Raw genomic sequence first — 23,088 nt, forward strand, 5'->3', positions numbered from 1 at the left:
GTGGGTGCTTGTGGAGTCAGACTGCTAGTCAACAGATTATCAGCATCGCAAGTTACTCCGCGAGAAATCAAAGATGTAACCAACGATTGCTGAGCCAAGTTTAGGGTTTTCTCAAAACCCAAAGATGTTTGAACTGAAGAGTTTGATCATGGCTCAGATTGAACGCTGGCGGCAGGCCTAACACATGCAAGTCGAGCGGATGAAGAGAGCTTGCTCTCTGATTCAGCGGCGGACGGGTGAGTAATGCCTAGGAATCTGCCTGGTAGTGGGGGACAACGTTTCGAAAGGAACGCTAATACCGCATACGTCCTACGGGAGAAAGCAGGGGACCTTCGGGCCTTGCGCTATCAGATGAGCCTAGGTCGGATTAGCTAGTTGGTGAGGTAATGGCTCACCCAAGGCGACGATCCGTAACTGGTCTGAGAGGATGATCAGTCACACTGGAACTGAGACACGGTCCAGACTCCTACGGGAGGCAGCAGTGGGGAATATTGGACAATGGGCGAACATGGATCCAGCCATGCCGCGTGTGTGAAGAAGGTCTTCGGATTGTAAAGCACTTTAAGTTGGGAGGAAGGGCATTAACCTAATACGTTAGTGTTTTGACGTTACCGACAGAATAAGCACCGGCTAACTCTGTGCCAGCAGCCGCGGTAATACAGAGGGTGCAAGCGTTAATCGGAATTACTGGGCGTAAAGCGCGCGTAGGTGGTTTGTTAAGTTGGATGTGAAAGCCCCGGGCTCAACCTGGGAACTGCATTCAAAACTGACAAGCTAGAGTATGGTAGAGGGTGGTGGAATTTCCTGTGTAGCGGTGAAATGCGTAGATATAGGAAGGAACACCAGTGGCGAAGGCGACCACCTGGACTGATACTGACACTGAGGTGCGAAACGGTGGGGAGCAAACAGGATTAGATACCCTGGTAGTCCACGCCGTAAACGATGTCAACTAGCCGTTGGGAGCCTTGAGCTCTTAGTGGCGCCAGTAACGCATTAAGTTGACCGCCTGGGGAGTACGGCCGCAAGTTAAAACTCAAATGAATTGACGGGGGCCCGCACAAGCGTGGAGCATGTGGTTTAATTCGAAGCAACGCGAAGAACCTTACCAGGCCTTGACATCCAATGAACTTTCCAGAGATGGATTGGTGCCTTCGGGAACATTGAGACAGGTGCTGCATGGCTGTCGTCAGCTCGTGTCGTGAGATGTTGGGTTAAGTCCCGTAACGAGCGCAACCCTTGTCCTTAGTTACCAGCACGTTATGGTGGGCACTCTAAGGAGACTGCCGGTGACAAACCGAGAAAGGTGGGGATGACGTCAAGTCATCATGGCCCTTACGGCCTGGGCTACACACGTGCTACAATGGTCGGTACAGAGGGTTGCCAAGCCGCGAGGTGGAGCTAATCCCACAAAACCGATCGTAGTCCGGATCGCAGTCTGCAACTCGACTGCGTGAAGTCGGAATCGCTAGTAATCGCGAATCAGAATGTCGCGGTGAATACGTTCCCGGGCCTTGTACACACCGCCCGTCACACCATGGGAGTGGGTTGCACCAGAAGTAGCTAGTCTAACCTTCGGGAGGACGGTTACCACGGTGTGATTCATGACTGGGGTGAAGTCGTAACAAGGTAGCCGTAGGGGAACCTGCGGCTGGATCACCTCCTTAATCGACGACTCAGCTGCTCCATAAGTTCCCACACGAATTGCTTGATTCATTGAAGAAGACGATAGAAGCAGCTTTAAGCTCCAAGCTGATAGCTCAACGCTAACAGTTACGCGCTCGAAATTGGGTCTGTAGCTCAGTTGGTTAGAGCGCACCCCTGATAAGGGTGAGGTCGGCAGTTCGAATCTGCCCAGACCCACCAATTTTGTATGGGGCCATAGCTCAGCTGGGAGAGCGCCTGCCTTGCACGCAGGAGGTCAACGGTTCGATCCCGTTTGGCTCCACCACTACTGCTTCTGATTGTATAAAGCTTAGAAATGAGCATTCCATCGGTTCGATGGTGAATGTTGATTTCTAGTCTTTGACTAGTTCGTTCTTTAAAAATTTGGGTATGTGATAGAAAGATAGACTGAACGTTACTTTCACTGGTAACGGATCAGGCTAAGGTAAAATTTGTGAGTTCTCTTAGTTGAGAAATTCGAATTTTCGGCGAATGTCGTCTTCACAGTATAACCAGATTGCTTGGGGTTATATGGTCAAGTGAAGAAGCGCATACGGTGGATGCCTTGGCAGTCAGAGGCGATGAAAGACGTGGTAGCCTGCGAAAAGCTTCGGGGAGTCGGCAAACAGACTTTGATCCGGAGATGTCTGAATGGGGGAACCCAGCCATCATAAGATGGTTATCTTGTACTGAATACATAGGTGCAAGAGGCGAACCAGGGGAACTGAAACATCTAAGTACCCTGAGGAAAAGAAATCAACCGAGATTCCCTTAGTAGTGGCGAGCGAACGGGGACTAGCCCTTAAGTGGCTTTGAGATTAGCGGAACGCTCTGGAAAGTGCGGCCATAGTGGGTGATAGCCCTGTACGCGAAAATCTCTTAGTCATGAAATCGAGTAGGACGGAGCACGAGAAACTTTGTCTGAATATGGGGGGACCATCCTCCAAGGCTAAATACTACTGACTGACCGATAGTGAACTAGTACCGTGAGGGAAAGGCGAAAAGAACCCCGGAGAGGGGAGTGAAATAGATCCTGAAACCGTATGCGTACAAGCAGTGGGAGCCTACTTTGTTAGGTGACTGCGTACCTTTTGTATAATGGGTCAGCGACTTATTTTCAGTGGCGAGCTTAACCGAATAGGGGAGGCGTAGCGAAAGCGAGTCTTAATAGGGCGTCTAGTCGCTGGGAATAGACCCGAAACCGGGCGATCTATCCATGGGCAGGTTGAAGGTTAGGTAACACTGACTGGAGGACCGAACCGACTACCGTTGAAAAGTTAGCGGATGACCTGTGGATCGGAGTGAAAGGCTAATCAAGCTCGGAGATAGCTGGTTCTCCTCGAAAGCTATTTAGGTAGCGCCTCATGTATCACTGTAGGGGGTAGAGCACTGTTTCGGCTAGGGGGTCATCCCGACTTACCAAACCGATGCAAACTCCGAATACCTACAAGTGCCGAGCATGGGAGACACACGGCGGGTGCTAACGTCCGTCGTGAAAAGGGAAACAACCCAGACCGTCAGCTAAGGTCCCAAAGTTATGGTTAAGTGGGAAACGATGTGGGAAGGCTTAGACAGCTAGGAGGTTGGCTTAGAAGCAGCCACCCTTTAAAGAAAGCGTAATAGCTCACTAGTCGAGTCGGCCTGCGCGGAAGATGTAACGGGGCTCAAACCATACACCGAAGCTACGGGTATCACCTTCGGGTGATGCGGTAGAGGAGCGTTCTGTAAGCCTGTGAAGGTGAGTTGAGAAGCTTGCTGGAGGTATCAGAAGTGCGAATGCTGACATGAGTAACGACAATGGGTGTGAAAAACACCCACGCCGAAAGACCAAGGTTTCCTGCGCAACGTTAATCGACGCAGGGTTAGTCGGTCCCTAAGGCGAGGCTGAAAAGCGTAGTCGATGGAAAACAGGTTAATATTCCTGTACTTCTGGTTATTGCGATGGAGGGACGGAGAAGGCTAGGCCAGCTTGGCGTTGGTTGTCCAAGTTTAAGGTGGTAGGCTGAGATCTTAGGTAAATCCGGGATCTTAAGGCCGAGAGCTGATGACGAGTTACCTTCTAGGTGACGAAGTGGTTGATGCCATGCTTCCAAGAAAAGCTTCTAAGCTTCAGATAACCAGGAACCGTACCCCAAACCGACACAGGTGGTTGGGTAGAGAATACCAAGGCGCTTGAGAGAACTCGGGTGAAGGAACTAGGCAAAATGGCACCGTAACTTCGGGAGAAGGTGCGCCGGTGAGGGTGAAGGACTTGCTCCGTAAGCCCACGCCGGTCGAAGATACCAGGCCGCTGCGACTGTTTATTAAAAACACAGCACTCTGCAAACACGAAAGTGGACGTATAGGGTGTGACGCCTGCCCGGTGCCGGAAGGTTAATTGATGGGGTTACTGAACGCGAAGCTCTTGATCGAAGCCCCGGTAAACGGCGGCCGTAACTATAACGGTCCTAAGGTAGCGAAATTCCTTGTCGGGTAAGTTCCGACCTGCACGAATGGCGTAACGATGGCGGCGCTGTCTCCACCCGAGACTCAGTGAAATTGAAATCGCTGTGAAGATGCAGTGTATCCGCGGCTAGACGGAAAGACCCCGTGAACCTTTACTATAGCTTTGCACTGGACTTTGAATTTGCTTGTGTAGGATAGGTGGGAGGCTTTGAAGCGTGGACGCCAGTTCGCGTGGAGCCATCCTTGAAATACCACCCTGGCAACTTTGAGGTTCTAACTCAGGTCCGTTATCCGGATCGAGGACAGTGTATGGTGGGTAGTTTGACTGGGGCGGTCTCCTCCTAAAGAGTAACGGAGGAGTACGAAGGTGCGCTCAGACCGGTCGGAAATCGGTCGTAGAGTATAAAGGCAAAAGCGCGCTTGACTGCGAGACAGACACGTCGAGCAGGTACGAAAGTAGGTCTTAGTGATCCGGTGGTTCTGTATGGAAGGGCCATCGCTCAACGGATAAAAGGTACTCCGGGGATAACAGGCTGATACCGCCCAAGAGTTCATATCGACGGCGGTGTTTGGCACCTCGATGTCGGCTCATCACATCCTGGGGCTGAAGCCGGTCCCAAGGGTATGGCTGTTCGCCATTTAAAGTGGTACGCGAGCTGGGTTTAGAACGTCGTGAGACAGTTCGGTCCCTATCTGCCGTGGACGTTTGAGATTTGAGAGGGGCTGCTCCTAGTACGAGAGGACCGGAGTGGACGAACCTCTGGTGTTCCGGTTGTCACGCCAGTGGCATTGCCGGGTAGCTATGTTCGGAAAAGATAACCGCTGAAAGCATCTAAGCGGGAAACTTGCCTCAAGATGAGATCTCACTGGAACCTTGAGTTCCCTGAAGGGCCGTCGAAGACTACGACGTTGATAGGTTGGGTGTGTAAGCGCTGTGAGGCGTTGAGCTAACCAATACTAATTGCCCGTGAGGCTTGACCATATAACACCCAAGCAATTTGATGCTCCTAGTTGAAAAGACGAAAGAGACCAGATTGCGGTGTGTGAAGACGAAACGAACCGAAAGTTCGAAATGCTCACAAAACACCTAGCTGTCACATACCCAATTTGCTGAAGCGAGGCCAACTGGTCACGACTCAGTACCCGAATTTCTTGACGACCATAGAGCGTTGGAACCACCTGATCCCATCCCGAACTCAGAAGTGAAACGATGCATCGCCGATGGTAGTGTGGGGTTTCCCCATGTGAGAGTAGGTCATCGTCAAGATTAAATTCCGAAACCCCAATTGCGAAAGCAGTTGGGGTTTTGTTTTTGCGCCTCCATACACCTCAAACGCTGTTCCCTGTAGGAGCGAGCCTGCTCGCGAAGAACTTCAGGGCACCGCGTTACCCCAGACAACCCGCGTCATCGTTGACGACCTTCGCGAGCGAGCTCGCTCCTACAAATGCTAAAGTCGTCCCTCGAATTTGCATTTTCCAAGGAAGCCTTATGCCGGACGCGACGTCCCTCAGTGCTGGATTCATGGTGGTTCACGGCAATCGCCTGGACGAGTTGCGCAGCCTGGTGGTCAGTTGGATGCGGCGCTACCCGCTGGCTCCCCTGGAGAATGAAATCGCGCTGGTGCAAAGCAATGGCATTGCCCAATGGTTGAAGCTGGCCCTGGCGGAAGATTCCGAAGAAGACGACATGGGCGGCTGCGGCATCGCCGCGGCCATCGACGTGCAGTTGCCCGGCAGTTTCATGTGGCAGCTCTATCGTATGGTCCTTGGGCGCGATGAAATTCCGGCCAAGTCCCTGCTCGATAAAGCTCCGCTGACCTGGCGATTGATGCGCCTGCTGCCGCAGTTGATCAACCAGCCACACTTCGAGCCGCTGCAGCGCTTCCTGACCCATGACACCGATCTGCGCAAACGCTATCAATTGGCTGAGCGTCTGGCGGACCTGTTCGACCAGTACCAGGTCTATCGGGCTGACTGGCTTGAAGACTGGGCAGAAGGTCGACATCAGACAAGAAGCGCCAGGGGCGAGGCCAAAGCCCTGACGCCGGCCAATTGCTGGCAGGCAGAGTTATGGCGTGCACTCTTGCTGGATGTCGGAGAGCAAGGCATGGCGCAAAGCCGTGCCGGGGTTCATCAGCGATTCGTCGAGCGCATCAACAACCTCGAAACAGCTCCCCAGGGATTGCCCTCGCGAGTGATCGTTTTCGGGATTTCTTCGCTGCCTGCCCAAGCCCTGGAAGCACTGGCGGGGCTGGCACGATTCAGTCAGGTCCTGCTGTGCGTACACAACCCGTGTCGTCACCATTGGGCGGACATCGTCGCCGATAAAGACCTGTTGCGGCATCAATACAAGCGACAGGCCCGCAAGAGCGGCATGCCGGTAGTGATCGATCCGCAAACCCTGCACCAGCATGCTCACCCGCTGCTGGCTGCCTGGGGTAAACAGGGGCGGGACTATATCAACCTGCTCGACAGTTACGACGATCCCAACAGCTATCGCTCCGCATTTCGTGACGGGCGCATCGACCTGTTCAGTGACGGTCAGCCGCTGAATGTGCTCAACCAGTTGCAGGATGACATCCTCGAGTTGCGTCCCCTCAACGAGACTCGGGAGCGCTGGCCGGCCATCGATCTGCAGACGGACGAATCGATCCGTTTTCACATTGCCCACAGCGCCCAGCGAGAAGTCGAGATTCTCCACGATCAACTGCTCGCGCGCTTCAGTGCCGATCCGGCATTGCGCCCCCGGGACATCATCGTCATGGTCCCGGACATCGACAGCTACGCCCCGCACATTCGTGCCGTGTTTGGCCAGCTCGACCGTCAGGACCCGCGCTTCATTCCGTTTACGCTGGCTGACCAGGGCCAGCGTGGTCGCGATCCACTGTTGATTGCGGTCGAGCACCTGCTCAAGTTGCCTGACAGCCGATTCCCCGTCAGTGAGATTCTCGATCTGCTGGACGTCCCGGCACTGCGCGCCCGCTTTGGTGTCGAGGAGCGTGACCTGCCGACCCTGCACCGCTGGATCGAAGGTGCCGGCATTCGCTGGGGCATGAATGCCGAGCAACGTGCCGGACTCGGGCTGCCGAATGAACTGGAGCAAAACAGCTGGCGTTTCGGTTTGCGACGGATGTTGCTCGGTTATGCCGTTGGCAGCGCCGATGCCTATGAGGGCATCGAGCCCTACGACGAGATCGGTGGTCTGGACGCTGCGCTCATTGGTCCGCTGGTTGCGCTGCTGGACGCGCTGGAAGTGGCTCACCATGAACTCTCTCAGCCTGCACCGCCGCGGCAATGGGGCTTGCGCTTGCAGGCGTTGGTGCAGTTGTTCTTCCTCGCCAGCAACGAACACGATGACTACTTGCTGGCCCAGCTCGAAGAACTGCGTGAGACCTGGCTCGAGACCTGCGAATCCGTCGGCTTGCAGGACGAGTTGCCGCTGACGGTCGTCCGTGAAGCCTGGCTTGCAGGCCTGGACCAGGGCCGTTTGTCCCAACGCTTTCTGGCCGGTGCGGTGAACTTCTGCACCTTGATGCCCATGCGTGCTATCCCGTTCAAGCTGGTCTGCCTGCTGGGCATGAATGACGGCGATTATCCGCGCGCGCAACCGCCGCTGGATTTCGATCTGATGGGCAGTGATTACCGGCCAGGCGATCGCTCCCGGCGCGAAGATGACCGCTACCTGCTACTGGAGGCCTTGTTGTCGGCTCGCGATCAGCTCTACATCAGTTGGGTGGGCCGCAGCATCCGCGACAACAGTGAGAGACCGGCGTCAGTATTGATCGGCCAGTTGCGTGACCACTTGGCCAGCGGTTGGCGATTGGCACAAAGTGGCGAGGACCTGCTTGAAGCCATGACCCGGGAGCACCCCTTGCAGCCTTTCAGCGCCCGCTACTTTCACGAAGGGGATGAGTCGTTCAGCTATGCCACCGAATGGCAGGTCCTTCATCAAGCGGCAGAGCAACAGGCGAGCGCCGAAGTGCTCGGGCCTCACGTTCAGGACGAACCCCTCAGCCTCGGTCAGCTGCAGGATTTCCTGCGCAATCCGGTACGGCACTTTTTCAGCCAGCGACTGAAAGTCTTCTTCGAGGCGGCTGAAGTGCCGTTGGCCGATGAAGAGCCTTTTGTCCTGGATGCATTGCAGCGTTACAGCCTCAGCGACCGTTTGCTCGAAGCGGCGCTGGCAGATCCGGGAAATACCGCACAGGCACTGGAAGATCAGGCCAAACGCCTGCAAAACAGCGGGCTGCTGCCCATGGCCGGTTTCGGTGAGTGCCTGCAACGTGAATTGATCGAACCACTGCCCGACTTGCTGCAACGCCACCAACAGCTTCTGGCTTTGTGGCCGACACCGCTCAGCAGTGCGTTGCCCGTCAATCTTGAACTGCAAGGGCTGCACATCGAGGGCTGGCTCAGCGGTCTGCATCAGCGCGCTGATGGTGGTTTGCTGTCTGTCACGACGATCCCCAACAGTATCGGCTCGATCAAATCGCGCAAATGGCATCGGCTGACGCGCCCGTGGCTCACGCATCTGGTGGCCTGTGCCAGTGGCATGGCGTTGACCACCGCGCTGGTAGCCAGCGACGACAGCCTGTTGCTCGCACCGATGGACGAGTCCACGGCACGGAAAATTCTCGGTGACCTGTTGATGGCCTGGCAGTCGGGTATGCGCCAGCCTCTGCCGATCGCGGTCAAGACCGCCTTTGCGTGGCTGGGGCAAACCGACCCGGTCAAAGCCGCGGTCGCCGCGCGCAAGGCCTATGAAGGCGACGGGCAGACGACGGACGGAGAGCGACGCGAAAGTCCGGCACTTGCACGTCAATTCTCCGATTACGATGCCCTGACCGCCGATGAAACCTTCCCCGACTGGTGTGATGCGCTCTATCGCCCGCTGCTTGAAGCACCCTGGCGTTCACTGTCCAGCGAGGAGTCGCGTTGATGAGTACAAAGACACCGCTGGCCCTGGCCTTCCCGCTGCGTGGCAGTCAACTGATCGAAGCCAGCGCGGGGACCGGCAAGACCTTCACCATTTCCGCGCTGTACCTGCGCCTGGTGCTTGGCAATGGTGGGGAAGGCAGCGGCTTCGGACGCGAACTGTTGCCGCCGCAAATCCTCGTCGTGACCTTTACCGACGCCGCCACTAAAGAGTTACGCGAACGCATTCGCACGCGACTCGCCGAGGCCGCACGCTTTTTCCGCGATGAAACGCCGGCCCCCGACAGCCTGATTGCCGAGTTGCGTGATCAGTACATGCCCGAGCAATGGCCCGGGTGCGCAAACCGCCTAGATATCGCCGCCCAATGGATGGACGAGGCGGCGGTGTCGACTATCCACAGTTGGTGCCAGCGCATGTTGCGCGAGCACGCCTTCGACAGCGGCAGCCTGTTTACCCAGACTCTGGAAACCGACCACAGCGACTTGCTGGGGGAAGTCCTGCGCGATTACTGGCGGCTGTTCTGCTACCCGATGCAAGGTGATGCGCTGAATTGGGTGCGCAGCAATTGGGGCGGTCCGGCGGCGTTGCTGCCGCGGATTCGTGCACTGTTCGCCAGTGAGCGCGATACCCTTGAAGGGAAAGAGCCCGCCGAAGTGATTTCGCAATGCTTGCAAGAGCGACGGGCCGCCCTGATCGAACTCAAGAAGCCCTGGCTGCAGTGGGCGGACGAGTTGCTTGTCATCTGCCACCATGGCGTCGCGAGCAAGAGCGTCGACGGACGCAAGATGCAGGCACGCTATTTCGAGCCATGGTTCGAAAAAATCAAAGCCTGGGCCGAAGACGAATCCCTCGAGCAACTGGATATCGGCACCGGTTTCACGCGCCTGACCCCGGATGGCATGGCCGAAGCCTGGAAGGGCGATGCACCTCGACATCCGGGGCTCGATGCGATGGCCGGTCTCAAGGCCTGTCTCGACGGGTTGCCAACGCCCGATGCCGCCGTGCTGCAACATGCCGCCCGCTGGGTCGGGGCACGATTCGAGGAAGAGAAACGCCGTCGTGCGGAAATGGGCTTCGATGACATGTTGCTGCGCCTTGATGCGGCCTTGCAGTCCGATGGCGGCGAGCGGCTGGCCACCCTGATTCGTGAACAGTTTCCAGTCGCCCTGATCGATGAGTTCCAGGACACCGACCCGGTGCAGTACCGGATTTTCGAGAGCATCTACCGGATTGAAGAGAACAGCCCCGAGTGCGGCCTGTTCCTGATCGGCGACCCGAAGCAGGCGATCTACGCTTTTCGCGGGGCCGACATCCATACCTACCTGCGCGCCCGCCAGGCCACCACCGGCCGATTGCACACCCTGGGCACCAACTTCCGCTCAAGCCATGGCATGGTCAACGCGGTGAACCATGTGTTCGAGCGTGCCGAAGCACGGGAGTCGGGACGGGGCGCATTCCTCTTTCGGGAACCGAATGGCAATAACCCGGTTCCGTTCATGCCGGTGGCCTCCCAGGGCCGCAAAGAAGTGCTGCATATCAATAATCAGCCTGTCCCGGCCTTGAACATCTGGCACTTGGCGACCGAACAACCGTTGTCCGGCGCGGTGTACCGGCAATATCTGGCGGCGGCCTGCGCCAGTGAAATCACGGCATTGCTCAATGGCGGGCAGCAGGGGAAAGCGGGGTTCACCCAGGACGGCAAAGCCTTCAGGGGCCTGCTGCCGGCGGACATCGCCATCCTGGTACGCGATGGTAAGGAAGCGCAGGCGGTGCGTGGTGAATTGGCTGCGCGGGGCGTGCGTAGTGTCTACCTGTCGGACAAGGACTCGGTGTTCGCCGCCCAGGAGGCGCATGACGTGCTGACCTGGCTCAAGGCCTGCGCCGAGCCGGATGTCGAGCGCCCGCTGCGGGCCGCGTTGGCCAGCATCACCTTGAACCTTTCGTTGACCGAGCTGGAGCGCTTGAATCAGGACGAATTGGCCTGGGAGTCCCGGGTCATGCAGTTCCGTGGCTATCGCGAAGTCTGGCGCAAGCAGGGTGTTTTGCCGATGCTGCGCCGTTTGCTGCACGACTTCCATTTGCCCCAGGCCCTGATTGCACGCAGTGACGGCGAGCGGGTCTTGACGAACCTCCTGCACCTGTCCGAACTGCTGCAACAGGCCGCCGCCGAACTCGATGGCGAACAAGCGCTGATCCGGCATTTGTCCGAGCATCTGGCGTTGTCGGGGCAGGCAGGCGAGGAGCAGATTCTGCGTCTGGAAAGTGATGAGCAACTGGTCAAGGTCGTGACCATCCACAAGTCCAAAGGCCTTGAATACCCCTTGGTGTTCCTGCCGTTCATCTGTTCGGCGAAACCGGTGGATGGCAGCCGCCTGCCGTTGCACTACCACGATGAATCAGGCAATGCCCAGGTCACGTTGAAGCCGACGCCAGAATTGATTGCCCTGGCCGACGATGAGCGTCTGGCCGAGGATCTGCGCTTGCTCTATGTCGCCCTGACCCGGGCGCAGCACGCCTGCTGGCTGGGGGTGGCTGACCTCAAGCGCGGCAACAACAATGGTTCGGTGCTGCATCTGTCGGCCTTGGGTTATCTGTTGGGCGGCGGTGCACCATTGGCCGACTCCCCGGCGTTGCAGAAGTGGTTGCGCGACCTGCAACAGGACTGCCCGGCGCTGGCCTACGCCCAGATGCCTGACGCGACAACAGAGCATTACCTGCCACCGCAAAACGACGCGGCACTGCTGGCTCCGCTGATCCCCAAACGCAAGGCCAGTGAAAACTGGTGGATCGCCTCCTACAGCGCATTGCGCATTGGCGACACCCTGAGTGTCGGCACGGACGAGGCGCCGGAGAGTCCGCAGGCGCAAAAACTGTTCGATGACGAACGTCTCGACCCGCAGGCTCCCAGGGAAGTGGTGGCCAGTGGCGGCGATATCCATCGCTTCCCGCGCGGCCCGAACCCCGGCACCTTCCTCCATGGTCTGCTCGAATGGGCGGGGGGCGAGGGGTTTGCCGCGGCACCCCAGGAGGTGACCGACGCCATTGCCCGTCGCTGCAATCGCCGAGGCTGGGAGGGCTGGATCACCACGCTGAGCGACTGGCTGCAGCATCTGCTCAAGTCGCCGTTACAACTGGGTGCCGATCAGGCGCCGGTGATATTCGGGCAGTTGACGCAATACCAGGTTGAGATGGAATTCTGGTTCGCCAGCCATAAGGTCGATGTACTCAAGCTCGATGCGCTGGTGTGCCAGTACACCCATGACGGCGTGGCCCGGGTGGCCGCCGAACCGGTGCTGCTCAACGGCATGTTCAAGGGCTTCATCGACCTGACATTCGAGCACGACGGCCGCTATTACGTTGCCGACTACAAATCCAACTGGCTTGGCGCCGATGATGCGGCCTACACCGTGCCGGCCATGGAACAGTCGATTCTCGACAACCGCTATGACCTGCAATACGTGTTGTACCTGTTGGCCCTGCATCGCCAGCTCAAGGCGCGGCTCGCCGATTACGACTACGACCGGCATGTCGGCGGTGCGTTGTACCTGTTCCTGCGGGGGACGCGTGCGGCCAGCCAGGGTGTGTTTTTCACCCGTCCGCCAAGAGAACTCATCGAGCGTCTGGACAGGCTGTTCCAGGGCAAGCCAGAGCCCAAGGCCGAGCCCGCCTGGGAACAGGGAGTACTGTTATGAATCGCTCATTCGCCGATTTGCTGCCGACATCGCTGGCAGCTGAAAGCCTGGCCGATCTGGCGCCGCTGAGTCGTGCCGACGATTTGCTGTTGCTGCTCACGCGCTGGGTCGAACGTGGCTGGCTGCGCGCGCTGGACAAAGCTTTTGTGGCGTTTCTGCATGAGCTGGCACCGGAGGATGATCCGTTGGTCTTGCTGGCAGCCGCGTTGACTAGCCACCAGTTGGGCCACGGGCATGTCTGCCTCGACCTGTTCGAGACGCTGAAAGAACCGGACTTCGCCCTGTCATTACCACCCGAAGGTGACGTACAAGGCGGCGCCATGCTGTTGCCGTCGCAATTGCTCGGATCGCTGGACGGTGCTCATTGGTGCAAGGTGCTGGCCGCCAGTAACCTGGTCGCACTGGCCGCCGACAGCCGTGACAACGTGCGTGACCGACCTTTGGTGTTATCGGGCAAGCGCTTGTACCTGCGCCGCTATTGGGCCTACGAGCGGCGGATCGACCTTTCGCTACGCGAGCGCCTGACGGAACACGAGTCCACGCCGAACGACCTGCTGCAGCGCCTCACCGGTTTGTTTGGGCCTGCCCGGCCGGGTGAAGTGATCGACTGGCAGAAGCTGGCCTGCGCCCTGGCGACCCGCAGCGCCTTCAGCATCGTGACGGGGGGGCCGGGAACCGGCAAGACCACCACCGTCGTGCGCTTGCTGGCGTTGCTCCAGGCGCCGGCGGTCGAAGCCGGCATGCCATTGCGCATTCGCCTCGCCGCACCGACCGGCAAGGCCGCGGCGCGTCTGACAGAGTCCATCAGCCAGCAAGTCCGGACCCTGAAGGTCAGCGAAGCAATACGCGAGAAAATCCCGTCGGATGTCACCACCGTTCACCGTCTGCTGGGCAGTCGGCCCGGGACACGGCATTTCCGGCACCATGCGGGCAATCGCCTGCCGCTGGATGTGCTGGTGGTGGACGAGGCCTCGATGATCGACCTGGAAATGATGGCCAATCTGCTCGACGCCTTGCCGGCCCATGCACGCCTCGTGCTGTTGGGGGACAAGGACCAATTGGCTTCGGTAGAAGCCGGTGCGGTACTGGGGGATCTGTGTCGTGACGCGGAGGCTGGCTGGTACAGCCCGCAGACACGCCAGTGGCTGGAAGCCGTCAGCGGCGAAAGCCTGCAGGCCGGCGGATTGCAGGAGGATACGCAGGGCGCTCATCCACTGGCCCAACAGGTGGTGATGTTGCGCCATTCCCGGCGATTCGGTGAGGGCAGTGGTATTGGTCAGCTCGCTCGTTGGGTCAACCAGCAGCAACCGGAAGAAGCCCGCAAGTTGTTGTCTGCGCGAAGCCATGACGATGTGTATGGCTTGTCCCTCAAGGGCGAGCAAGACCGGACCCTGGAGCGTTTGCTGCTCGAAGGCCATGGTGAGGGGCCGCAGGGTTATCGGCATTACCTGACCTTACTGCGTAAACAACGGCCGCCACTCGACAGCCCGCTGGACGATTCGAGCTGGACCGACTGGGCCCGGGAGGTGTTGCAAGCCTTTGACGCGTTCCAGCTGTTATGTGCCGTGCGCAAGGGGCCGTGGGGTGTGGAGGGCCTGAACCAGCGGGTGACGGACGCGTTGCTCAGGGCACGCCTGATCGACAGCGACCAACAGTGGTACGAAGGTCGCCCCGTGCTGATGACCCGCAACGATTACGGGCTGGGCTTGATGAACGGCGATATTGGCATCGCCCTCAAACTCCCGGAGCAGGAGGGCCACGGAAAACAGGTTTTGCGTGTGGCGTTCCCACGCAATGACGGTCAGGGCGGCGTGCGATTTGTCCTGCCAAGCCGTCTGAATGATGTCGAAACCGTGTACGCCATGACTGTGCATAAATCCCAAGGCTCGGAGTTCGCGCATACCGCGTTGATTCTTCCTGACGCCTTGAATCCGGTCCTCACCAAGGAATTGATCTACACCGGGATTACCCGGGCCAAGGATTGGTTCACCCTGATCGAATCGCGCGCAGGCGTATTTGAAGAGGCGGTGAAACGCCGGGTCAAGCGCTTGAGCGGGCTGATGCTGGAACTGAAGGACGGCAGCGAGCTGGCAGGCTGAAAGGTCACTCACAGGTTGTAGGAAGTTGTCCGAGGCGGCGTAGTACGTGGCCTCGCTGGCATTTCCTCGCTGTGCAGTCGTTGCGGCATCCTTTCGCTTCGGTCCAAGAGTATTCCTGCATGAAGGTGGCTGTCAGGACGACAGAGCGCGTCGGCAAGGCGCTGCTCGGTGTGGGTATCGAGCGAGAGCGGGTCGATGGCCACACCGACGCACCGAGAATCGCCGGGTCGCCATCGGCGTTAGCTCCGACTAATTGGCGAGCGGCTCTTGGTGAGCTGGATATGCGGACGCGCTAGCCTCCCTCATGCAAGCCAAGGGCGTCCCTATCGTTCACGCTCAAGCTGTACCCTCTGTGGCCGCAACGGCTACAGCCTGGCGTGGACACGAAAAGATTGCTCACACGTTTTTTATTGCTTGTAGTGCGCAAGAGCTACCCCTTATAAAAGCAACTTTTCACTCTCGATATAAAGGGAAACAAGCATGAGCGACGCCTGGAACGAAGGGTATTTTACGGACGAGGGCTACACCTACAGCTACAGCCGGGAAATCAATCCAGTCTTCCAGCGCTATTGCTTGTTGTTGCGCGGTTTTTCCAGTCTTGAGACGACCGATGGCTATCACTGCGAATTGGGATTTGGCCAGGGTGTCTCGATCAATATCCATGCCGCCGCCAACCCAGGGTCCTACATAGGTACGGATTTCCACCCAGGCCAGGCAGCCCATGCCAATGCACTGGCGACTGCCTGGAACAGCGATGCGCGGCTGTATGACGACAGCTTCGAGCAACTGCTTGCCCGCGACGACTTGCCACAATTCGACAGCATCAGCCTGCATGGCATCTGGACCTGGGTCAGCCGCGACAACCAGAAACTGATCGTCGAGTTCGCCCGTCGTCACCTCAAACCCGGTGGCCTGCTGTACATAAGCTACAACTGCTTCCCCGGCTGGTCGCCGTCGGCGCCCTTGCGTCATCTGTTCAGGCTGCACGACCGCTTCGCCACGAACACCAGCGTTCGCCCGGACCAGCGTATCGAGGCCGCACTGCAATTCTCCGAAACGCTGCTGGCGGCCAACCCCAACTACGCCAGCGCGGTACCGAACCTGAACGACAAGCTCCAGGGCATCAAAGGCCAGGATCGCCAGTACGTCGCCCATGAATACTTCAATCGCGACTGGAACTGCATGTATTTCACCGACGTGGTCGATGCCCTGGCCCCTGCCAAACTCGACTACGCCACGACGGCTGTCCCTCTGGACTCGGTGGCCCCGCTCAACTTGAGCGCAGAAGGCATGGACTTCCTGGAAGGAATCGAGCACCCGGTCATGCGTGAACAAGCGCGCGACTACTTCGTCAACCAGCATTTCCGTCGAGATCTGTACGTGCGCGGCGCCAACCGACTGTCCGCCGCTGAACAGCGCCAGGGTATGTACAACACGCGTTTTGTCCTGCTGCGGGCGGCAGAAAGCATCTCTGACACCGTCAGGGGGCCTGCCGGCGAAGCTACGCTGCAGGCAGAGGTCTATGGTCCCGTACTCGAAGCGCTGACGGCCAACGCCTATGCACCGAAAACGTTGCGCCAGTTGGCCGGGGCCGTGCCCTCGATGACTTATGACGATCTGGTGCAGGCCATCACCGTATTGATCGGGATGGGCGCTGCAGCACCGTGCCAGAGCGAAGTGGCCGAGAAACTGGTGCAGGCGCGCTGCAACACCCTCAATCTGCAGCTATGCAAACGTGCGCTGCTCAGTAACAAAATCCAGGTCCTGGCCAGTCCGGTAACGGGCGGCGGCGTGCCGGTCAGCCGCTTCCAGCTGCTGTTCCTGATTTCAATCAAGCAAGGCAGAAAACATCCGGCTGAATGGGCACAGCTGGCGTGGGGCGTCCTCGCTGAACAAGGCGAAGTCCTCATCAAGGACAATCAGCCGTTGACCACAGCTGAGGAGAATATCGCCGAACTGACTGAACAGGCCGAAGCGTTTGCCGAGCAATCGCTGGTGGTTCTCAAGGCGTTGAACATCGTTTGACCGACAGATGGGGGGCTGACGCCCCCATCTTGGGAGCCCTCACCTGGGCGTTAACCTGCTGACCTCATTACGGTGCCGCTACCTGATTTCTTCAAATCCTCAGTCGGCAAACAACATCTCCCGGCTTTCACCCATCAACAGGCCCTGATTCTGCTCGGTCACCTGGCGGATGTAATCCCACAACAGGGTGATCCGCTTGAGCTTGCGCAGGTCCTCCCGGCAGTACATCCAGAACTGTCGGGTGATGTTGATTTCCTGTGGCAACACCGGCAGCAGGCGCGGGTCTTGAGTGGCGAGGAAGCACGGCAGGATCGCCAGTGAGCGTCCTTGCTGCGCCGCCACGAACTGCGCGATCACGCTGGTGCTGCGCAGGTTGGCGCTGGCACCGGGCAGTACGTTGGCCAGGTACAACAGCTCCGAGCTGAACGCCAGGTCGTCGACGTAACTGATAAACGAATGTTTCGCCAGGTCTGCCGGGCGGTGGATGGCCGGGTGGTTGTCGAGATAATCCTGGGTCGCGTACAGCTGCAACCGGTAGTCGCACAGTTTGCAGCAGACGTACGGGCCATGCTCCGGGCGCTCCAGGGCGATGACGATGTCGGCCTCGCGCTTGGACAGGCTGATGAAGTGCGGCAGCGGCAGGATGTCCACCGAAATCGCCGGGTAGGTGTCGACGAAGTGGCTCAACTGCGGCGTGATGAAAAAGCTGCCGAAGCCTTCGGTGCAGCCCATGCGCACATGACCGGACAGCGCCACGCCGGAACCGGAAACCTGCTCGCACGCCATGTGCAAGGTGCTTTCGATCGATTCGGCATACCCCATCAACCGCTGGCCTTCGGCAGTCAGGACAAAGCCGTTGGTCCGGGACTTCTCGAACAGCAAGGTGCCCAGCGCCGTTTCCAGCGAACTGATGCGCCGCGACACCGTGGTGTAGTCCACCGCCAGGCGCTTGGCCGCGGTGCTGGCCTTGCGGGTGCGGGCGACTTCAAGGAAAAACTTGAGGTCATCCCAGTTGAGCGAACCGAGGGAGGTGATGTTTTTTTGCATGTTGGACCGGTTTTTATGTGCGTTCTTATCAGAAGTTTGCACATCTATACTCCAAAAACAGTCCGAGAACCAATTCGCGACAAACAGCTCATCTCAGGGCGACCCTTTCGCCTTGGCTCCCAAGATAACAACAAAGATCCGGAGACTCACATGAACGCATCGCTCACGCCCAATGACACCACCGTGCAAAAGGTCAAACTGTTGATCGACGGCGAATGGGTCGAGTCCAAGTCCACCGAATGGCACGACATCGTCAACCCGGCGACCCAGCAAGTGCTGGCCAAAGTGCCGTTTGCCACCGCCGAAGAAGTCGACGCCGCCATCAGCGCCGCTCATCGTGCTTTCCAGACCTGGAAGCTGACACCCATCGGCGCGCGGATGCGCATCATGCTCAAGCTCCAGGCGCTGATTCGCGAGCACTCCAAGCGCATCGCCGCGGTCCTGAGCGCCGAGCAGGGCAAGACCATTGCCGACGCCGAAGGCGATATTTTCCGTGGCCTGGAAGTGGTCGAGCACGCCTGCTCCATCGGCAGCCTGCAAATGGGCGAATTCGCTGAAAACGTCGCCGGTGGCGTCGACACCTACACCCTGCGCCAGCCGATCGGCGTGTGCGCGGGCATTACCCCGTTCAACTTCCCGGCGATGATTCCGCTGTGGATGTTCCCGATGGCCATCGCCTGCGGCAACACCTTCGTGCTCAAGCCGTCGGAACAGGACCCGATGTCGACCATGCTCCTGGTGGAGCTGGCGATCGAGGCGGGCATTCCGGCCGGCGTGCTCAACGTCGTGCATGGCGGCAAGGATGTGGTGGACGGGCTCTGCACCCACAAGGACATCAAGGCGGTTTCCTTCGTCGGCTCGACCGCCGTCGGTACTCATGTCTATGACCTGGCCGGTAAACACGGCAAGCGCGTGCAATCGATGATGGGCGCCAAGAACCACGCCGTGGTGCTGCCGGACGCCAATCGCGAACAAGCGCTGAATGCGCTGGTGGGTGCCGGCTTCGGTGCTGCCGGTCAACGCTGCATGGCCACCTCGGTGGTGGTGCTGGTGGGTGCGGCCAAGCAATGGCTGCCGGACCTCAAGGCGCTGGCGCAAAAACTCAAGGTCAATGCCGGCAGCGAGCCGGGCACCGATGTCGGTCCAGTGATTTCGAAGAAAGCCAAGGCGCGGATTCTCGACCTGATCGAAAGCGGCATCAAGGAAGGCGCCAAGCTGGAGCTGGACGGTCGCGAAATCTCGGTTCCGGGCTACGAGAAGGGCAACTTTGTCGGCCCGACCCTGTTCTCCGGCGTGACCACCGACATGCAGATCTACACCCAGGAAATCTTCGGCCCGGTGCTGGTGGTGCTGGAAGTCGCCACCCTCGACGAGGCCATCGCCCTGGTCAACGCCAACCCGTTCGGCAACGGCACGGGCCTGTTCACCCAGAGCGGTGCGGCGGCACGTAAATTCCAGAGCGAGATCGATGTCGGCCAGGTCGGCATCAACATCCCGATCCCGGTGCCGGTCCCGTTCTTCAGCTTCACCGGCTCGCGCGGCTCCAAGCTCGGCGACCTCGGTCCGTACGGCAAGCAGGTGGTGCAGTTCTACACTCAGACCAAGACCGTCACCAGCCGCTGGTTCGACGACAACAGCGTCAACGACGGTGTGAACACCACGATCAACCTGCGATAAGGAGCCGGACATGAAAATCGCTTTTATCGGTCTGGGCAACATGGGCGCGCCGATGGCGCGCAACCTGATCAAGGCCGGCCATGCGCTGCGCCTGGTGGACCTGAACAAGGCCGTGCTGGCCGAACTGGAGCAACTGGGCGGCAGTATCAGTGCATCGGCCCGTGAAGCGGCGGAGGGCGCCGAACTGGTGATCACCATGCTGCCTGCCGCGGTGCATGTGCGCAGTGTGTGGCTGGGTGAAAACGGTGTGCTCGCCGGTATCGGCAAAGGCGTACCGGCCGTCGATTGCAGCACCATCGATCCGCAGACCGCGCGGGACGTGGCCGCCGCCGCTGCCAAACAGGGCGTGACCATGGCCGATGCGCCGGTCTCTGGCGGTACCGGTGGTGCCGCCGCCGGGACCCTGACCTTCATGGTCGGCGCCACGCCTGAACTGTTCACCATCCTGCAACCGGTACTGGCGCAGATGGGCCGCAACATCGTCCATTGTGGTGAGGTCGGCACCGGGCAAATCGCTAAAATCTGCAACAACCTGCTGCTGGGGATTTCCATGGTCGGCGTCAGCGAAGCCATGGCGCTGGGTGATGCGCTGGGCATCGACACCAAGGTGCTCGCGGGCATCATCAACAGCTCCACCGGGCGTTGCTGGAGTTCGGAGATGTACAACCCGTGGCCGGGCATCGTCGAAACAGCACCGGCGTCGCGCGGCTACACCGGCGGCTTCGGGGCCGAACTGATGCTCAAGGATCTGGGGCTGGCCACTGAAGCGGCGCGTCAGGCGCACCAGCCGGTAGTGCTTGGCGCGGTGGCACAGCAGCTGTATCAGGCGATGAGTTTGCGTGGGGAAGGTGGGAATGACTTCTCGGCGATCATCAATAGCTATCGCAAGCCCCAATAGCAAAAACTGTGGGAGCGAGCTTGCTCGCGATGAGGTCGTTACAGTCGACATTGATGGTAACTGACCCACCGCTATCGCGAGCAAGCTCGCTCCCACAGGGTACGGCGCTTACCTAAAGACTTTTGACCGGGAGATCACGTCGGGTGATCCCCCGGTTTTTTTGTATCAGGCAAACACGAAGTATTTGCGCACGGTCTCCACCACTTCCCAGGTGCCTTTCATCCCGGGCTCGATGACAAAGATGTCCCCAGCGCGCAGGTGGATCGGCGCCATGCCTTCGGGGGTGATGATGCAGTAGCCTTCCTGGAAATGGCAGTACTCCCACTTCACATATTCCACGTACCACTTGCCCGGTGTGCAGATCCAGGTGCCCATGATCTTGCTGCCGTCTTCACTGGTGTAGGCGTTGAGGTTGACGGTGTGCGGGTCGCCTTCGAGTTTTTCCCATTTGCAGGCGTCGAGTACGGGCAGCGGGTGGGTGTCGCGAAGAACGGTAATCGGTGCGGTCATGATGACTCCGGGCAGTGGGCTCAGGAACTGAAGTCGCACCCTATAGCGCCTGTCCGTGTGTCAGTTGTCTGTGCTCGACACTGAGCTGTCCAGAAACGCACAGCCCTCAAAGACGGGTCAACGGGCAGTCGAGCCTGGATTGTTCGAGGCTGCTTTCGAACTCGACCAATTGCGCGTGCTGTTGCGACAGTGCCGCTATCCGTTCGGCGATTTCCTGTTTTTTGCTGGCGATGACCTGATGGGCCCGTTCCCATGGCAACTGCGGGCCCTGATGTCCGGCAAAGGCTGACTGCAATTCCTTGAGCCTGAAACCCAGCTGCTGCGCACATTTGATGAACATCAGCAGATCGACGCTGTGCTGGTCGTAGATGCGGTACTTGCCCTGACGTCGAGCGGCAGGCAGCAGGCCAATCGACTCGTAGTGACGGATGCTTTTGACAGTGGTTCCGGAACGTTGCGCAGCTTGGCCGATGTACATGGGAAGGTCCTTTTCTCCGAGGATAAAGCTCGGCGCATTATCGACCGACTCAAGCGCTGGCGATAGCTTCGGCCTGGCGTAACCAGGCCGCATGCCGGTCTGCGCTGGCGCCGAGAATTGGCCCGAAGGTGAGGGTTCGGGTTGGCTTGATGCCACAGAATTCCAGCGTGGTTTTGCGGACCTGATGCAAACCGGGCATGCGGTAGATCCAGCGGTAGTACCAGGGCGGTGTGTCCATCGTCACCAACAGGTGGGCGGTTCGGCCGCGCAGAAGTTTGTCGGGGAAGGCTTTGCCCTGGCGATACTTGAAGGCAAAACCCGGCAAGAACACCCGGTCGAAAAAGCCCTTGAGCAAGGCCGGTACGCCACCCCACCAGATTGGATAAACCAGCGTCAGCTGTTCGGCCCACAGGATGTCGGCCTGGGCGTTATGCAAGTCGGCCTCCAGCGGCTGAACCTGCTGATAACCTTCGCGCAGCACCGGGTCAAAATCCAGGGTGCCGAGAAACAACTGACGCACCTCATGCCCGGCGCGCACGGCCGACAGTGTGTAACGCTCGGCAAGGGCGGCGCAGAAGCTGTTGCTGGACGGATGCCCGAGGATCACCAGTATTCGTTTACCCATCATCGCTGTCCTTGAAAATCAAACCTCAAGGATAAAGTCTGCCCCTCAGGGGAGAGTCAAGGCATGCAGCAGGGCCTTGGCATAGCCGGGCAATGCGGCGAAGTCCCGTGCACAGAGCAGCAGTTTGCGTTGGCCCCAGACTTCCTGCAGGGCGAGGCTCTTGAAGGACAGGCCACCGGACCCGCGCTCGACCGCAGCCAGCGGCACAATCGCCAGGCCCGCGCCACGGGCGACCATGCGCATCACGCCATCGAAGCCATCGGCGCGGATGCGAATCTGCATGCGCAGGCCGGCGTGCAGTGCCTGTTCTTCGAGATACACCGCCAGCGCGCTGTTGGCATTCAGGCCGACGTAGTCGTGATGCAGCGTATCGGTGAAGCTCACCGAGGTTGCCTGTGCCAGGGGATGTTCGCGGGGCATGATCAGCACCAGCGGATCATCGCGGAACGCTCGGGTCTGCAAGTCATCGGTGTCCACCGCATCGGAAACGATGCCCAGGTCCGCCGCGCCCTGGCGCAAGGCGTGGGTGATGCGGGCGCTGGGCAGTTCCTGCAGGTCGATGTCGAGGTTGGGGTGGCTGTGCAGGAAGTCCGCGAGCAACTCCGGCAGGTACTCGGTGATCGCCGTGGTATTGCACAGCAGCCGCACCTGGCCTTTGACGCCCTTGGCGTATTCGGCCAGTTCCTGTTGCAGGCGTTCGGCCTGTTGCAGCAGAACCCGGGCATGCCGGGCCAGAGCATCGCCGGCCGGCGTCGGGCTGACCCCGCGACGGTTGCGCTGAAGAAACTCGACGCCCAAAGATGCCTCCATGGCGCGAATTCGCGCGCTGGCCGCCGCGAGTGACAGATGACTGCGTGCGGCGCCGGCGGTGATGTTGCCGGTGTCGAGGATGTTCAGGTACAGGTGCAGGTCGGTCAGGTCGAAGTGCATTGTTTGTCCCGGATTATCTGTTGTCTGGACCAACGCCTTCGCGAGCAGGCTCGCTCCCACATTG

Annotated in this window: 11 protein-coding genes, 2 tRNA genes and 3 rRNA genes; 11 read left to right on the forward strand and 5 right to left on the reverse strand. The window is 59.1% G+C overall.

Annotation, left to right across the window (positions count from 1 at the left end; translation table 11 throughout):
• Nucleotides 1–130: 130 nt before the first annotated feature.
• From PPUTUW4_RS03045 to PPUTUW4_RS03085, 9 genes are all read left to right on the forward strand, one after another.
• Nucleotides 131–1,664: ribosomal RNA gene (locus PPUTUW4_RS03045) — 16S ribosomal RNA — on the forward strand.
• A 122-nt stretch (nucleotides 1,665–1,786) separates the two neighbouring features.
• Nucleotides 1,787–1,863 (forward strand) — tRNA-Ile (locus tag PPUTUW4_RS03050).
• Between the two features lie 9 nt (nucleotides 1,864–1,872).
• Nucleotides 1,873–1,948, forward strand: a tRNA-Ala gene (locus PPUTUW4_RS03055).
• A gap of 247 nt (nucleotides 1,949–2,195) precedes the next feature.
• Nucleotides 2,196–5,089 (forward strand): 23S ribosomal RNA (locus tag PPUTUW4_RS03060).
• Nucleotides 5,090–5,258: 169 nt separating this feature from the next.
• Nucleotides 5,259–5,374 (forward strand): 5S ribosomal RNA (gene rrf / locus PPUTUW4_RS03065).
• The 16S, 23S and 5S rRNA genes sit together here with 2 tRNA genes alongside, the layout of an rRNA operon.
• Nucleotides 5,375–5,596: 222 nt before the next feature.
• Nucleotides 5,597–9,046 carry an exodeoxyribonuclease V subunit gamma gene (gene recC / locus PPUTUW4_RS03070; RefSeq protein WP_015093349.1) on the forward strand — a complete coding sequence of 1,150 codons (3,450 nt, stop codon included), beginning with the start codon at nucleotides 5,597–5,599 and terminating at the stop codon, nucleotides 9,044–9,046.
• On the forward strand, nucleotides 9,046–12,735 hold the full coding sequence (gene recB / locus PPUTUW4_RS03075; RefSeq protein WP_015093350.1) for an exodeoxyribonuclease V subunit beta: 3,690 nt from the start codon (nucleotides 9,046–9,048) through the stop codon (nucleotides 12,733–12,735). The genes recC and recB overlap by 1 nt, the downstream gene beginning before the upstream one ends.
• The gene (recD, locus tag PPUTUW4_RS03080; RefSeq protein ID WP_015093351.1) at nucleotides 12,732–14,834 is read left to right on the forward strand and encodes an exodeoxyribonuclease V subunit alpha; all 2,103 of its coding nucleotides are present in this window, start codon (nucleotides 12,732–12,734) and stop codon (nucleotides 14,832–14,834) included. The genes recB and recD overlap by 4 nt, the downstream gene beginning before the upstream one ends.
• A 480-nt stretch (nucleotides 14,835–15,314) precedes the next feature.
• Entirely contained in the window at nucleotides 15,315–16,859 is a 1,545-nt protein-coding gene (locus tag PPUTUW4_RS03085) for a class I SAM-dependent methyltransferase (protein ID WP_015093352.1), read from the forward strand.
• A gap of 99 nt (nucleotides 16,860–16,958) precedes the next feature.
• Here PPUTUW4_RS03085 and PPUTUW4_RS03090 read toward each other — a convergent pair whose 3' ends face one another.
• Nucleotides 16,959–17,906, reverse strand: coding sequence for a LysR family transcriptional regulator (locus PPUTUW4_RS03090; protein ID WP_007973226.1), 948 nt, complete (start codon nucleotides 17,904–17,906; stop codon nucleotides 16,959–16,961).
• Nucleotides 17,907–18,056: 150 nt separating this feature from the next.
• On the opposite strand from PPUTUW4_RS03090, the gene PPUTUW4_RS03095 reads away from it, so the two are divergent.
• Both PPUTUW4_RS03095 and mmsB read left to right on the forward strand, forming a co-directional pair.
• Nucleotides 18,057–19,583, forward strand: a complete 1,527-nt coding sequence (locus PPUTUW4_RS03095; protein WP_015093354.1) for a CoA-acylating methylmalonate-semialdehyde dehydrogenase — start codon at nucleotides 18,057–18,059, stop codon at nucleotides 19,581–19,583.
• A gap of 10 nt (nucleotides 19,584–19,593) precedes the next feature.
• Nucleotides 19,594–20,481, forward strand: coding sequence for a 3-hydroxyisobutyrate dehydrogenase (gene mmsB, locus PPUTUW4_RS03100; protein ID WP_015093355.1), 888 nt, complete (start codon nucleotides 19,594–19,596; stop codon nucleotides 20,479–20,481).
• A gap of 165 nt (nucleotides 20,482–20,646) precedes the next feature.
• On the opposite strand, the gene PPUTUW4_RS03105 is transcribed toward mmsB, so the two are convergent.
• The 4 genes from PPUTUW4_RS03105 to PPUTUW4_RS03120 all read right to left on the reverse strand — a co-directional run bounded on the left by PPUTUW4_RS03105 (nucleotide 20,647) and on the right by PPUTUW4_RS03120 (nucleotide 23,024).
• The gene (locus PPUTUW4_RS03105; RefSeq protein ID WP_007900627.1) at nucleotides 20,647–20,991 is read right to left on the reverse strand and encodes a cupin domain-containing protein; all 345 of its coding nucleotides are present in this window, start codon (nucleotides 20,989–20,991) and stop codon (nucleotides 20,647–20,649) included.
• 106 nt (nucleotides 20,992–21,097) lie between these two features.
• The gene (locus PPUTUW4_RS03110) at nucleotides 21,098–21,469 is read right to left on the reverse strand and encodes a MerR family transcriptional regulator (RefSeq protein WP_015093356.1); all 372 of its coding nucleotides are present in this window, start codon (nucleotides 21,467–21,469) and stop codon (nucleotides 21,098–21,100) included.
• A 49-nt stretch (nucleotides 21,470–21,518) separates the two neighbouring features.
• Nucleotides 21,519–22,097, reverse strand: coding sequence for an NAD(P)H-dependent oxidoreductase (locus PPUTUW4_RS03115; RefSeq protein WP_015093357.1), 579 nt, complete (start codon nucleotides 22,095–22,097; stop codon nucleotides 21,519–21,521).
• Nucleotides 22,098–22,139: 42 nt separating this feature from the next.
• Nucleotides 22,140–23,024: a LysR family transcriptional regulator gene (locus PPUTUW4_RS03120; RefSeq protein ID WP_015093358.1), complete on the reverse strand. Its 885-nt coding sequence runs from the start codon at nucleotides 23,022–23,024 to the stop codon at nucleotides 22,140–22,142.
• Nucleotides 23,025–23,088 lie beyond the last annotated feature (64 nt).

It is taken from the genome of Pseudomonas sp. UW4, from assembly GCF_000316175.1.
Taxonomy (GTDB): Bacteria; Pseudomonadota; Gammaproteobacteria; order Pseudomonadales; family Pseudomonadaceae; genus Aquipseudomonas; species Aquipseudomonas laurylsulfatiphila.